At 59.9% G+C, this 13,624-nt stretch carries 11 protein-coding genes; 2 read left to right on the top strand and 9 right to left on the bottom strand.

The genetic code is table 11. The features are described from left to right. Positions 1–29: 29 nt before the first annotated feature. From ntrC to glnA, 6 genes are all read right to left on the bottom strand, one after another. Complete coding sequence (ntrC, locus tag AC0Z8Z_RS23315) at positions 30–1,466, bottom strand: nitrogen regulation protein NR(I) (protein WP_485620676.1); 1,437 nt, start codon at positions 1,464–1,466, stop codon at positions 30–32. Continuing rightward, positions 1,463–2,548, bottom strand: coding sequence for a nitrogen regulation protein NR(II) (gene glnL / locus AC0Z8Z_RS23310; protein WP_074890143.1), 1,086 nt, complete (start codon positions 2,546–2,548; stop codon positions 1,463–1,465). The genes ntrC and glnL overlap by 4 nt, the downstream gene beginning before the upstream one ends. Positions 2,549–2,850: 302 nt before the next feature. After that, positions 2,851–3,495: a DUF4124 domain-containing protein gene (locus AC0Z8Z_RS23305; protein WP_485620675.1), complete on the bottom strand. Its 645-nt coding sequence runs from the start codon at positions 3,493–3,495 to the stop codon at positions 2,851–2,853. Then, positions 3,479–4,009 carry a DUF4124 domain-containing protein gene (locus tag AC0Z8Z_RS23300; RefSeq protein ID WP_485620674.1) on the bottom strand — a complete coding sequence of 177 codons (531 nt, stop codon included), beginning with the start codon at positions 4,007–4,009 and terminating at the stop codon, positions 3,479–3,481. Before AC0Z8Z_RS23300 ends, AC0Z8Z_RS23305 begins: the two co-directional genes overlap by 17 nt. Positions 4,010–4,136: 127 nt before the next feature. After that, complete coding sequence (locus tag AC0Z8Z_RS23295) at positions 4,137–4,703, bottom strand: chorismate mutase (protein WP_485620673.1); 567 nt, start codon at positions 4,701–4,703, stop codon at positions 4,137–4,139. 210 nt (positions 4,704–4,913) lie between these two features. Then, positions 4,914–6,320 (bottom strand): glutamate--ammonia ligase, encoded by a 1,407-nt coding sequence (glnA, locus tag AC0Z8Z_RS23290; RefSeq protein WP_037018763.1) that lies wholly within the window; start codon positions 6,318–6,320, stop codon positions 4,914–4,916. A gap of 332 nt (positions 6,321–6,652) precedes the next feature. Here glnA and thiI point away from each other — a divergent pair, with 332 nt between their 5' ends. Beyond that, positions 6,653–8,107, top strand: coding sequence for a tRNA uracil 4-sulfurtransferase ThiI (thiI, locus tag AC0Z8Z_RS23285; RefSeq protein WP_485620672.1), 1,455 nt, complete (start codon positions 6,653–6,655; stop codon positions 8,105–8,107). Between the two features lie 140 nt (positions 8,108–8,247). Beyond that, positions 8,248–10,068, top strand: coding sequence for a translational GTPase TypA (typA, locus tag AC0Z8Z_RS23280; RefSeq protein ID WP_122536774.1), 1,821 nt, complete (start codon positions 8,248–8,250; stop codon positions 10,066–10,068). Positions 10,069–10,235: 167 nt separating this feature from the next. Here the strand turns inward: typA and AC0Z8Z_RS23275 are convergent, their stop codons facing one another. From AC0Z8Z_RS23275 to AC0Z8Z_RS23265, 3 genes are all read right to left on the bottom strand, one after another. Further along, positions 10,236–10,691 carry a YkgJ family cysteine cluster protein gene (locus AC0Z8Z_RS23275; protein ID WP_074890161.1) on the bottom strand — a complete coding sequence of 152 codons (456 nt, stop codon included), beginning with the start codon at positions 10,689–10,691 and terminating at the stop codon, positions 10,236–10,238. Positions 10,692–10,812: 121 nt separating this feature from the next. Next, positions 10,813–12,198, bottom strand: coding sequence for a GTPase/DUF3482 domain-containing protein (locus AC0Z8Z_RS23270; protein ID WP_485620671.1), 1,386 nt, complete (start codon positions 12,196–12,198; stop codon positions 10,813–10,815). Next, the gene (locus tag AC0Z8Z_RS23265; RefSeq protein ID WP_485620670.1) at positions 12,191–13,570 is read right to left on the bottom strand and encodes a DUF2868 domain-containing protein; all 1,380 of its coding nucleotides are present in this window, start codon (positions 13,568–13,570) and stop codon (positions 12,191–12,193) included. The genes AC0Z8Z_RS23270 and AC0Z8Z_RS23265 overlap by 8 nt, the downstream gene beginning before the upstream one ends. Positions 13,571–13,624 lie beyond the last annotated feature (54 nt).

Here is a 13,624-nt window from a genome sequence, read left to right as displayed (position 1 = left end):
CGCGTAAACTGTTACAAATGACAGTGAGATCAGCTTTCATCCCCCTCGTCGTCATCCCCGCCATCGATCTTCATGCCGAGCTCCTTGATCTTGCGGGTCAAGGTGTTGCGGCCCCAGCCCAGCAGCACGGCGGCGTCGCGACGCCGGCCGGCGGTGTGCTTGAGCGCGGTCTCGATCATGATGCGTTCGAACGTCGGCACAACACTGTCCAGCAGGCTGGATTGGCCACGGGCCAGTGCTTGATCGGCCCATTGGCGCAGCGCTTGTTCCCAGTTGGTCACTGGCGCGGCGTCCTGGGGCAGGCTCAGCAGTTCGGGCGGCAAATCGCTGACATGCACTTCGCGGCCCGACGCCATCACCGTAATCCAGCGGCAGGTGTTTTCCAGCTGACGGACGTTGCCCGGCCACGGCAAATGCTTGAGGTATTCCTCGGTTTCCGCCTTCAGCAGCTTCGGCTCAACTGCCAGTTCCTGCGCAGCGCGGCTGAGGAAGTGGCGCGCCAGTGTCGGGATGTCTTCGCGACGGTCGGACATGCGCGGGATGTGGATGCGGATCACGTTCAGGCGGTGGAACAAATCCTCGCGGAACTTGCCGGCCTGAACCAGCGTTTCCAGATTCTGGTGCGTCGCCGCGATGATGCGCACATCGACTTTGACCGGCACGTGGCCGCCGACCCGGTAGAACTCTCCGTCGGCCAGTACGCGCAGCAGTCGGGTTTGGGTGTCGGCCGGCATGTCGCCGATTTCATCGAGAAACAGAGTGCCGCCGTCGGCTTGTTCGAAACGGCCGCGCCGCAGGTTCGCCGCGCCAGTGAACGCGCCTTTTTCGTGGCCGAACAGTTCGGACTCCATCAGATCTTTCGGAATCGCGGCCATGTTCAGTGCAATGAATGGCGACACCGAACGCGGGCTGTGGCGGTGCAGGGCGTGGGCAACCAGCTCTTTACCGGTCCCGGATTCACCGTTGATCAGCACGGTGATGTTGGAGTGGCTCAAGCGACCAATGGCGCGAAACACTTCCTGCATCGCCGGCGCTTCGCCGATGATTTCCGGCGTGCGGGTCAACGCTGGCGGAACGGCCAGGCCTTGCTGTTCCTGAGCGTGCTGATTGGCGCGCTTGACCAGCGAAACGGCTTCGTCAACGTCGAACGGTTTGGGCAGGTATTCGAACGCCCCGCCCTGATAGGACGCCACGGCGCTGTCGAGGTCCGAGTGCGCGGTCATGATAATGACCGGCAGGCGCGGATGCTGTTCGCGAATACGTGCCAGCAAATCCAGGCCGCTGGCGCCGGGCATGCGGATGTCGGAAATGATCACATCCGGTTGCTGGCGGGCCAGGCGGCTCATCACGCCGTCGGCGCTGTCGAAACTTTGCGTGGTCATGCCCTCTTGTTGCAGGGCTTTCTCCAGTACCCAGCGGATGGAACGGTCGTCATCGACGATCCAGACAGTTTCACTACGGCTCATGTCGACGCTGCTCCTTGTTCCAGCGGCAGGAAGATCGAGAATGTTGTATGGCCAGGGTGGCTATCACACTCGATCAGCCCCTGGTGCTGACTGATGATGTTCTGGGTAATGGCAAGGCCCAGCCCGGTGCCATCCGGGCGGCCACTGACCATGGGATAAAAAATGGTTTCTTGCAGCTCCGGCGGAATGCCGGGGCCGTTGTCGATGATTTCGATCTTGCTGACCAGACGATGGCGCACGTGGCCGATGGTGAACTGGCGCATGGCGCGCGTGCGCAGGCTGATGCGGCCCAGGCGCAGCTCGTTCTGGCTGCTGATGGCCTGCATGGCGTTGCGAACAATGTTGAGCACCGCCTGAATCATCTGCTCGCGGTCGATCAGCACATCCGGAATGCTTGGATCGTAGTCGCGCACGATAGTGATGCATCCCTGGCTCTCGGCTTCTACCAGGCTGCACACACGTTCGAGCACTTCATGCACGTTGGTCATCGCCAGCATCGGCAGCTTGTTCGAGCCCAGCATGCGGTCGACCAGATTACGCAGACGGTCGGCTTCTTCGATGATGACGTTGGTGTAGTCCTTGAGGCTCTCTTCTGGCAGCTCACGTGCCAGCAACTGCGCGGCGCCGCGAATCCCGCCGAGGGGGTTCTTGATTTCATGGGCCAGGCCACGCACCAGCATTTTGGTGGTTTCCTGCTTGGACAGCTGAGCCTCTTCCTTGGTGATCCGCAGCAAGCGATCACGGGGATGGACTTCCAGCAGCAGCATGGTCTCGGCCTGGGAAAGAATCGGCGTGACGGCGTAATCGACCGTCAGCGTCTGGCCGGTCAGCGCGGTCAGCATCGCTTCACGTTTCGTAAACGGGTGCGCCTGTTCCACTGCCTGACGAAGCGAACTGAGCGCTTCTGCAGATTCGGTGAACAGTTCGCTGATGAATTGTCCGTGGCTGCGCTGACCGCTGATGGCCAGCAGCATCTCAGCGGCAGGGTTCATGTACTCCAGACGCAGGTCCGAGTTGAGCAGAATCGTGGCAGTGGTCAGGTTGTCGAGTAACAACCGATGCAACGCATCGCTGATAGTCATGAATCCCGGTGACCTCTTTTGGCTTTATGCACACGGGCTAGGCCGTGGGTGCAGGCTCTGATTGGTCTTTGCCAGCGCTTGGAAACCGCTGAAACCTGTGATGTGCTCGCGCATTCATTACAAAATGCAAAAACCAAACCAAGGCTCCGAAAAGAAGCGCGGAATGAGAAATTGCGAGCGTTTTTTGGAAGACAGGCCCGGCGACAGTGCATGGATTTCTGAATGCTGAACCAAAATGGGCTTTTTGTGCGCGGGCTTGTCCAGATCGCGCACCACATTGGAGCATACCTGGTCAGACAGGATTAACGGAAAAAGGGAAAGAAGCTCGATTTTTCTTCCGGTTTGTCCTTGATGGGGCATTCGGGGCGCACGCCGTAATCATCGGTTTTGCAGGGCTGCGCGAGTCGTTTCTGAGCCAGAGAGATGCGGACCAGATGGAAGGGCTGATTGGGGGTTCGCTCCAGCACCCGCCCGTATTGATCGATGATCTCTACGGACAGCTGGTGAGTGCCACGATCAATGTTCGTCAGCGGGAAAACCGGGCTGCGCGTCGGTTCGCCGTAGGGCTTGCTGTCGAGCAGTAACCTGTACAAGTGATCCGGCTGCAACTCGGGATCATTGCTGACGGTGACGTTCAGATTGCCTTCAATGTCGCGGATCGTGCTGTCGGGTTCCGGCGCCAGTATGCGCAGCAACTGATAATGAAAGATCGGACTCGCCGCTGGCTTCGCTTTGGATGCCCGACTGGGCGCCTTGGTAGGCTGATCGACCCGGTTGGTTGGCGCTATCTCGACCTTCTTCGCATTGCGGTGAGGTTGATCGGTGAAGACCCGATTCCCGTCCGCATCGATGTAGGTATACACCTGGGCGAGGACGGACTGACTCACGCCGAGCAGCAGGCAGAAGGCAATGGCCAACCGGCGAAAGTGTTTAAGGTCTGCCGACATGGACTCGCTGCACTGTCAGGTTGACCGTCTCGCTTTGCTGGATTGAACGCTGGTTTTCCAGCACCTGAACCGAAAGGCTGTGTTCGCCCCGGTCAAGCTCCACGACCTGCAGTCGCGGAATGTTGGTGGGCTGGCCGTAGGGCGCGCCGTCCACCACCAACTGCAACAAGTGCCCGGGCTGCAAACGAGGCTCTATGGCAACGCCAACAGTAAACGAGCCGTTGTTGGCACGAAGCGCTTCGTCCTCCGGCAGGTCTTTCAGCGCGAGCACCTGATAGGCAGCGGCGCTTTGCTGGTTCCGGTTCTGGTTCTGCGTCGCGGGCAGTGGCGGCGGCGCGGCAGGCACGACGGTCTCGACACTGTTGAGTGGCGGCAACTCGACAGTTTCGGCTTTGGTACCGTTTGGCGGCTGGTTGCTGTACGCCGTGTTCCCGGAGGCATCGGTGTACTTGTAGATCTGCGCGGCAGCGGGCAGTGCAAACACCAGCAGCAGAAGGGCGAGACATTGACGCATGAACACTCCAGTGCAGCGATCAGGACAACCAACAATGGTGCCGCGCTCAATGCAGGGCGCGGCACAAGATCAGCATAGAGGAATACTGATCGACGGTGTCAGTTGAGAAGCGGATCTGCGTGCCTGCTTACTGGGTTGCCGTGATCCGGCAGAGGTCGCCTGCCGCCCTTTGCAGCGCGGTCACAATAACCGGATCGCTTGCCTGTCGCTGGATTTCCGACTGCACCCAACCCGAGCACTTGGCATCGTTGCGGTAAGGCTGAAACGCCGAGTAGCTTTGCATCAATACTGGCAGCAGCGTATCCAGCCGACCCCGGATGCCGTCGGTGAGGCCGGATTCGGGCTTCTCCGGGGAGTGGCCGGTTTCACGCCACTGCTCGATGCGCGCGTACTGCACCATCTTGTTGGCTTCCATCTGGGCGGTCATGAACTCGCGTACATCACCGGCCGCCAGCTTGAATTCACCCGCCCGAGATTCGGCATTCTGGATCACCTGGCGCTCGCGCTCACTGTCCTGCACCGGCTTGCCGCTGTGCCATTTGCTGCGCGCCACGTCATTGGCGATTTCCAGCCTCTGCTCCATGGCGGCGATAAGCGGCTGAAGTTGCGCGGGAGGCTGTTGAGCGGATGCTGCATTGAGGCATGGCGCAAACAGGGCCATTGCCAGAGCGGTTATGTGAAATGACTTGAGCATGGTTGTCTGTTCTCGCATGAGTGATCGTCGCCCGCAACGGGCCAGGCACAGATTCACCGTTTGGCAGCGTTGCAGTGCTGAGCATATTGCCCGAGAAGGTCGGCTCGAATGCGTTACATGTGTATATGTACCACGCAGTAAAAACCAGGCACAAAAAAGGCCTCCCGAAGGAGGCCTCTTGTTCACGCGGCTTACGCCGGCGCGACTGGATCAGCAGCTGTAGTACAGCTCGTATTCCAGTGGGTGCACGAAGGTGCGCACTTTGATTTCTTCTTCGGATTTCAACGCGATGTAAGCGTCGATGAAGTCGTCGCTGAATACGCCGCCTTTGGTCAGGAACGCACGACCTTTGTCCAGCTCTTCCAGGGCTTCTTTCAGGCTGCCGCACACTTGTGGGATCTCTTTCGCCTCTTCAGGCGGCAGGTCATACAGGTTTTTGTCAGCCGCATCGCCAGGGTGGATCTTGTTCTGGATGCCGTCCAGGCCAGCCATCAACAGTGCAGCGAAGGCCAGGTACGGGTTGGCTGCCGGGTCCGGGAAACGTGCTTCGATACGACGGCCTTTAGGGCTGTTGACGTAAGGAATACGGATCGAAGCCGAACGGTTGCGAGCCGAATAAGCCAGCATGACCGGCGCTTCGAAACCTGGAACCAGACGCTTGTACGAGTTGGTTGCCGGGTTGGTGAAGCCGTTCAGGGCCTTACCGTGCTTGATGATGCCGCCGATGAAGTACAGAGCGGTGTCGGACAGGCCGGCATAACCTTCGCCAGCGAAGGTGTTCTTGCCATCTTTGGAGATGGACATGTGAACGTGCATGCCCGAACCGTTATCGCCGTACAGAGGCTTTGGCATGAAAGTAGCGGTGCGGCCGTAAGCGTCGGCAACGTTGTGCACGACGTACTTCAGGGTCTGAACTTCGTCGGCCTTCTTAACCAGCGTGTTGAATTTCACGCCGATTTCGTTCTGGCCAGCGGTTGCCACTTCGTGGTGGTGAACTTCGACGACCTGGCCCATTTCTTCCAGAGCGTTGCACATTGCGGTGCGGATTTCGTGGTCGTGGTCGAACGGTGGAACCGGGAAGTAGCCGCCTTTGATGCCTGGACGGTGGCCCTTGTTGCCGCCTTCGATGTCCGCGTCGGACATCCATGAACCTTGTTCGGAGTAAATCTTGAACATGGAGCCGGAGATATCGGACTTGAACTTCACTTCGTCGAAGATGAAGAATTCTGGCTCAGGGCCGGCGAATACGGTGTCACCGATACCGGTCGACTTCAGGTATTCCTCGGCGCGGTGAGCGATGGCGCGTGGGTCGCGATCGTAACCTTGCATGGTCGAAGGTTCGATGATGTCGCATACCAGGATCAGGGTAGGCTCTTCGGTGAACGGATCCAGCACTGCGGTTTCGTCGTCCGGCAGCAGGATCATGTCGGAGGCTTCGATGCCTTTCCAGCCCGAGATGGAGGAACCGTCGAACATTTTGCCGACTTCGAAGAAGTCGTCTTCCAGCGCATCGCGGGCCGGCATGGTCACGTGGTGCTGAGTGCCTTTGGTGTCCGTGAAGCGCAGATCAATCCACTTAACGTCATGATCTTTGATGAGTTGAACCGACTTCGACATGCTGTCCTCCGGGGTGGATTAGGGCCTGAGTAGTAGTGGGCCCTTCAATTTGGGTGATGCCGGGCGCGATACTCGACCAAGGCAACCTGCCTCACAAGGGAGCAATTTGCATGCCAGTGCCCTGTGTTGGGTTTTCGGCGGGAATACCTGCCTTTAAGCGCGGTAAACGTCGCATATTCGAAAACCGGCGCACTCTTATGGTGCCAAGTAATTGTATACAGGGCCGTTTTGGTGCGTGGACGATTGAACGTACGATAACTGGTTAAACCTTGAGCAATTTCCGCTATAATCCGCGCCCCCCTTTTTCGACCGGGACCTAGCGCGCTGTTTTCATGAAATTAATCGTCAAAGTCTTCCCAGAAATCACTATCAAAAGCCGGCCTGTGCGAAAGCGCTTCATCAAACAGCTGGCCAAGAACATCCGCACGGTGCTCCGCGATCTGGACCCGGCGTTGGTGGTGGATGGCGTGTGGGACAACCTTGAGGTCGAAACCAGGGTCGAGGATGCCAGAGTCCTGCGTGAGATGACCGAGCGGCTCAGCTGCATGCCCGGCATCACGCACTTTCTGCAGGTGGACCAGTATCCGCTGGGCGACATGGACGACATCTATGAGAAGTGCAAACTGCACTTCGGCGACGCGCTCCCCGGCAAGATATTCGGGGTTCGCTGCAAGCGGGCGGGCCATCACGACTTCAGCTCCATGGACGTCGAGAAGTACGTAGGTAGTAAATTGCGCCGTGAGTGCAACGCCGCTGGTATCTCGCTGAAGGCGCCGGAAGTCGAAGTCAGAATCGAGATTCGCGACCAGCGCCTGTTCGTGATCCACAGCCAGCACAACGGCATCGGCGGTTATCCGCTGGGTTCGCTTGAACAGACCCTGATCCTGATGTCCGGTGGCTTTGACTCCACCGTGGCGGCCTACCAGATCATGCGTCGTGGCCTGATGAGCCATTTCTGCTTCTTCAATCTGGGCGGACGTGCCCACGAGCTGGGCGTGATGGAAGTCGCGCACTTCATCTGGAAGAAGTACGGCAGTTCCCAGCGGGTGCTGTTCGTCAGCGTACCGTTCGAGGAAGTTCTGGGAGAAATTCTCGGAAAAGTCGATAACAGTCATATGGGCGTAGTATTGAAGCGTATGATGTTGCGCGCTGCGACCAACATTGCCGACCGGCTGGAAATCGACGCGCTGGTCACCGGCGAGGCGATTTCCCAGGTGTCCAGCCAGACGCTGCCCAACCTGTCGGTCATCGATTGCGTGACGGAGAAGCTGGTCCTGCGACCGCTGATCGCCAGTCACAAGCAGGACATCATCGACCTGGCCGATCAGATCGGCACCGGCGATTTTGCCCGGCACATGCCCGAATACTGCGGTGTGATTTCGGTGAATCCGAAGACCGCCGCCAAGCGCAATCGGGTCGAGCACGAAGAAAAATCGTTCGACATGGCCGTGCTCGAACGTGCGCTGGAAAACGCTCGTCTGGTACCGATCGATCGCGTGATCGAGGAATTGGGCCAGGACGTTCAGATTGAAGAAGTCAGTCAGGCGCTGGCGGGGCAAGTGGTCATCGACATCCGTCACCCGGATGAAGCAGAAGACCGCCCGCTGGCGCTGACTGGCGTCGAAGTACAAACGCTGCCGTTCTTTGCATTGAACAGCCGTTTCAAGGAACTGGATGACACGCGCCAGTACCTGCTCTATTGCGACAAAGGCGTCATGAGTCGCCTGCATGCTCATCATCTGCTCAGTGAGGGGCATGCCAATGTGCGCGTTTATCGACCGAGCTAAGTGCCCGGGGCTGTTTGCCTGTGGCTTGCGTCACCGGCCCCCCGACACCAGTCGTCAGCCGTAACGGCTTTCGCCGGCTCCACCGTTCATAGCTGCCTACAATCAGACAGCTGACCGAATCCTCTGATCGAGATACACAAGTGATCGAAAATCTACGCAACATCGCCATCATTGCTCACGTTGACCACGGTAAAACTACCCTCGTCGACAAGCTTCTGCGCCAGTCAGGCACCCTTGAGCGCAACGAGCTCAACGACGAACGCGTGATGGACTCCAACGACCAGGAAAAAGAGCGCGGTATTACCATTCTCGCGAAGAACACCGCGATCAACTGGAATGGCTACCACATCAACATCGTTGACACCCCGGGCCACGCCGACTTCGGTGGTGAAGTAGAGCGCGTGATGTCGATGGTTGACTCCGTTCTGCTGCTGGTCGACGCTCAAGACGGCCCTATGCCGCAAACCCGTTTCGTGACCAAGAAGGCTTTCGAAGCCGGCCTGCGTCCGATCGTGTGCATCAACAAGGTTGACCGTCCAGGCGCGCGTCCGGACTGGGTTCTGGACCAGATCTTCGACCTGTTCGACAACCTCGGTGCCACCGAAGAACAGCTGGACTTCAAAGTCGTCTACGCCTCGGCCCTGAACGGTATTGCCGGTCTGGATCACACCGACATGGCTGAAGACATGACCCCGCTGTACCAGTCGATCGTCGACAACGTCCCTGCGCCAAAGGTTGACCGTGACGGTCCGTTCCAGATGCAGATCTCGGCTCTGGACTACAACAGCTTCCTGGGCGTCATCGGTGTTGGCCGTATCGCTCGTGGCCGCGTCAAGCCGAACACTCCGGTTGTCGCGATCGGTGCTGACGGCAAGCGCCGCAACGGCCGTATCCTGAAACTGATGGGTCACCACGGTCTGCACCGCATCGACGTAGAAGAAGCTGCCGCTGGCGACATCGTCTGCATCAGCGGTATGGATTCGCTGTTCATCTCCGACACGCTGTGCCACCCGGACGCAGTTGAAGCGATGAAGCCGCTGACCGTTGACGAGCCGACCGTTTCGATGACCTTCCAGGTCAACGATTCGCCGTTCTGCGGTAAAGAAGGCAAGTTCGTGACCTCCCGTAACATCAAGGAGCGTCTGGACAAAGAGCTGCTGTACAACGTTGCTCTGCGCGTTGAAGAAGGCGACTCGGCTGACAAGTTCAAGGTCTCGGGCCGTGGTGAGCTGCACTTGTCGGTACTGATCGAAACCATGCGTCGCGAAGGCTTCGAAATGGGTGTTGGTCGTCCTGAAGTGATCATCCGTCAGGTAGACGGTGTGAAGCAGGAACCGTTTGAAAACGTGACCATCGATACCCCGGAAGAATCCCAGGGCAAGGTCATGGAAGAGATGGGTCTGCGTAAAGGCGACCTGACCAACATGGTGCCGGATGGCAAAGGCCGTGTGCGTCTGGAATACAACATCCCTGCTCGTGGCCTGATTGGTTTCCGTAACCAGTTCCTGACCCTGACCAACGGTGCTGGCATCCTGACCTCGATCTTCGACCGCTACGACACCATGAAGTCCGGCGACATGTCCGGCCGTCAGAACGGCGTTCTGGTATCGGTTGAAACCGGTAAGGCACTGACCTACTCCCTGGAAACCCTGCAGGCGCGCGGCAAGCTGTTCGTCGAGCACGGTCAGGAGATCTACAACGGTCAGATCGTGGGCTTGAACAGCCGCGACAACGACATGGGTGTGAACCCAACCAAAGGCAAGAAGCTCGACAACATGCGTGCTTCGGGCAAAGACGAGACCATCGCTCTGGTTCCACCTGTTCGCTTCACCCTGGAACAGGCTCTGGAATTCATCCAGGACGACGAGCTGTGCGAAGTCACCCCTAAGTCGATCCGTCTTCGCAAGAAGATCCTCGACGAAGGCGAGCGTACCCGTGCTGCCAAGAAAGCCAAGGCGTAACTAGCCCCGGCTGAACGAAAACGCCCCCGGTCGAAAGGCCGGGGGCGTTTTTGTTTGTCTGGGGTTTGGGATAGTCGATGTCGATGCTGTGAGGGCGATGTCGCTCAATCCGGCCTCTTCCCGGCTAAAGCCGGTCTCACTAAAGTCTGCGCGCCTTTATAGACGGCTTAGAACTTCAATGGCACCCGGCCAGAGTTCGAGTTCAGCGTGCCGGTGCTTTCGCGCACGACTTCTTTCGGCTTGTACGCGCAATAACCTGGACGCGGCCCGATCTTCGGGTGGTTGCGGCAGGTGTCGGGGCGTTTGTCATAAATGGTGCACAGCCGGCTCTTGCGATCCAGGTACAGGCAATCGTTGTTGCTCATGCGCTGGAGGGTAAAGATCCCGGATTTCTGATTGAAGCGTTCGACGATCCCGTCCTTCTGCAGCCGCTTGGCAATGTTCTTCGGGTTATCGCCCTGTTCGAACTCGTCGACGATGCCGATGCGGATCAGGTCCTTGATCTTCACTTCCACAGGCAGCGTGCAGCAACTGGAAACGCAGCCTCCGCACATGTAGCTGGAATATTTCTGCCAGGTCTCGATGCGGTCGAGTTCTGCAGCGGCGATCAAGGTGGGTTTCATGCGCGTGTGCTTCCGGGTGTATCGGGCGCGCGATCATACCGGTCCGCGCGCAATTCCCCTACCGCAAAATGATTGAAGCGACTGTCGGCAGCTCCCCGCCCGACAAGTCCTATGGCTCCTTTCAGACGAGCACGGTCTTTGCCAATGCCTCGACCTGCTCCTGCCGCTCCGTCTGGTTCAGCTTTGCCCCCGGATTCAGCGACGACCATTGCGGATGCGCCCGCGCCTTGTGCAGCGCCTCCGGCAGCTTGCCTTCGCGCCAGGTCTTGTCCAGCGGGGCAGTCAGTTTGATGCTGTCCATCGCGGCATGGCCGCGCACTTCCAGCGCTTGCAGCAGTTGCCGTTGGCGCAGCGCCAGCAGTCGCAGCACGGCATCGTCAACAGTCAGTTCGCGCTGACCCTTGAATTTGTCCATCAGCCGCCCACCGTAACTTCGCGCTGTTTGCAGGGCGCCGCCGGCAATCGCGCCGACCAGTGCCGCAGCGCCCAGCGTGATGCCGCCGACCAGTAAATCCACGCCAGCACCTGCCGCCGCGCCCGCAGCGATACCGCCACCCACACGTACGCCCAGCAATTTCAGGGTTTCGGGATTGAACAGGTCATCGCCCCAGCGGCCATCCATCAACGGCAGGTCGCTGGCCGAGGCGTCTTCGCGACGAAACGCGTAAAGCTTGAGCAGCGACTCGACGCAGCGTTGTTCGCGCTGGCGCACGGCCTTGCGCAGATCATCGATCGCCGCCTGCACCTGACCGGAATCGGTGGCCACACTTCGACGGCAGGCGGCGCAGTCCAGCAACAGTTCGGAGATCAGCCTGGCTGCGCTCTGCTTGCGAGCCTCACGCTGAGTCTGTTGATCTGCAATGAGACGCTCCAGTCTACCCCGTGAGGTTTCCAGCAGCAGGGCGAGGCTTTCATAGAGACGGCGTTCACCATCTTCGGGCGGGGCGACGCTGTCGAAACGCACCAGCGCATGCAGGCCAAGACGCGCCAGCGCTTCACGCCAGTCCGGCTCGCGCTGCTGCGCACTGCTGACAAAATTGAGCACGGGCAGCAACGGTTTGCCGCAACTGGCGAGCACGGCAAGCTCGTCGCGGTATTTGGCAAGCACCGGCTCTCGCGCGTCGATCACGTACAAGCCGGCGTCCGAGGCGAGCAACTGACGAAGCACCTTGGCTTCCTGCTCGAAACGCTGGCGCGCCTCGCTGCCCTCAAGAAAACGCCCGAGCCGCGCCGGGCCGTCGAGCCGTTCGCCAGGTCTGTCCAGCCGCTCGAGATAGTCGAGCAGTGCGATGGCGTCTTCCAGGCCGGGCGTGTCGTACAGCTCCAGCAACGCCTCGCCGTTCACCGACAACCGCGCGCCTTCGACGTGCCGGGTGGTGCTCGGGCGATGGGAGACTTCGCCGAAGCCGACATCGCGGGTCAGCGTGCGCAACAGCGAGGTTTTGCCGACGTTGGTGTGGCCAACCACGGCCAGTTTCAGCGGTCGAATTGCGTCCTTGTCAGTCATGTCCGCTCTCCAGCCAGCTCACTGGCGCGCTGTCGGTCCAGTTCAGTTCAAGCTGCTGCAACGCCGTTTGCCAATCTTCCAGTCGGTCGGCGTCCAGCGCCTGTCCGGTGGGAGCAGGCAACAGCCAGATGCGCGTCGCGGTCGCGCATCGCGCGAGTTCGGCAATCAACGCCAGGCTGCCGCGATCCGGCGAACGACGTGGGTCGCAGGCGATGGCAAGGCGCGCAGGCGGGTAGCGTGTCAGTTGGTCGAGCAGTGTGCGCCTTGATTCACGGGAGTCGAGAATCCCGGCGTTCACCACGCTGCCGGGAAGCTCGGGTGGCCATGGCTGCTGATTGTCCAGTTCGATGGCGACCAGCACTGCGCCGTGGCTTTCGTTCGCTGACGGACCGGTGATTACGGTGTAAAGCTCAGGAGGCGCTGCATCGTTGACGCCCAGCCGTTCGCTGCTGGGCATCAAGCGCTCGCGCAGTTCGACGAAGCCGGGGTGATTCAGATCCAGTGCCAACCCTTGTCGACCCACGCGCCAACGCAGGTAACACAGCACCGTCAGCAGCAGACGCGGAAGAATACCGAACACCACCAGCACCCCGACCAGCCATCCGGCCCAAGCCTGACGGGCGTTCTCGATGGCGAGCGCAGTGTCGCCGCTGGCGCGGATCATCGATTCAGTCGGCACGCTGAAGCCCAGCAACGACGGAATCGCCCCCAGGCCTCGGGTCAGGCTGACAAAGGTGTCGCTGCCCAGAATGGTCGTTTCCCAGACGAAGCCGTAGCGCCGCGTCGCCATGAGCAACAGCAGTAGGGTCAGTGCGCTGAGCAGGGCGATCAGCCACAGGCCGTTGACGCAGATGCCCAGCACCCATCGGTTCAGACGCTTGCGCTGCAGCAGCAATATCAACGCCGGCGCGAGCTGCGCCGCCTGGGCATCGCGTGCCAGCTTTTCGCTGAGCCACATCCAGAGGCGACCGAGGCCGGCGGTACTTTCCCCGACGAAGAGCAGGCCCATGGCCCAGCTTGTCAGCAGAATCAGGTTAAGCCCGAGCAGGCTGCCCAGCGCCCAGAACACATTGACGGGCGTCTGTCCGTCGCCCAATGCGGCGAAAGCCAGCCCGGCGCCGCTGACCACCGCGAACACCGCCAGCACGATCAACGCCAGTCGCGCGCCTTGTTTCCAGTGATGCAGCGCCTTGAGCATGCCGTCGCGCTCGGCAAGCCACAGGGCGCGATGTTTGATCCGGGTTTGCAAGTCGCCCGCAGCGGTGCGTGCGCGGCGATTGGCTTCTTCGTCTTCCAGCGCGCCGGCGTGTTCTTCACGCAGCCGCACGGCTTCGGTCAGCCAGAGTTCATCAAGGGGAGTCAGGGCAGTCACGCGGCGTCTCGTCGGTAAAGTCGTGGGTGAGCATAACCGGTGGAGAGAGCGAAA

Source organism: Pseudomonas sp. 1L-C-7-B-C1, assembly GCF_057291635.1.
The sequence above is the reverse complement of the archived record's forward strand: the minus strand, read 5'-3'. Positions and strand labels throughout refer to the sequence as shown.

What these genes read in the sequence shown, in the direction of transcription:
- AC0Z8Z_RS23305 (WP_485620675.1), bottom strand. Translation starts at nt 3,495, where the DNA reads ATGTCGGCAGACCTTAAACACTTTCGCCGGTTGGCCATTGCCTTCTGC.
- AC0Z8Z_RS23300 (WP_485620674.1), bottom strand. Translation starts at nt 4,009, where the DNA reads ATGCGTCAATGTCTCGCCCTTCTGCTGCTGGTGTTTGCACTGCCCGCT.
- AC0Z8Z_RS23275 (WP_074890161.1), bottom strand. Translation starts at nt 10,691, where the DNA reads ATGAAACCCACCTTGATCGCCGCTGCAGAACTCGACCGCATCGAGACC.
- glnA (WP_037018763.1), bottom strand. Translation starts at nt 6,320, where the DNA reads ATGTCGAAGTCGGTTCAACTCATCAAAGATCATGACGTTAAGTGGATT.
- ntrC (WP_485620676.1), bottom strand. Translation starts at nt 1,466, where the DNA reads ATGAGCCGTAGTGAAACTGTCTGGATCGTCGATGACGACCGTTCCATC.
- AC0Z8Z_RS23295 (WP_485620673.1), bottom strand. Translation starts at nt 4,703, where the DNA reads ATGCTCAAGTCATTTCACATAACCGCTCTGGCAATGGCCCTGTTTGCG.
- AC0Z8Z_RS23270 (WP_485620671.1), bottom strand. Translation starts at nt 12,198, where the DNA reads ATGACTGACAAGGACGCAATTCGACCGCTGAAACTGGCCGTGGTTGGC.
- thiI (WP_485620672.1), top strand. Translation starts at nt 6,653, where the DNA reads ATGAAATTAATCGTCAAAGTCTTCCCAGAAATCACTATCAAAAGCCGG.
- glnL (WP_074890143.1), bottom strand. Translation starts at nt 2,548, where the DNA reads ATGACTATCAGCGATGCGTTGCATCGGTTGTTACTCGACAACCTGACC.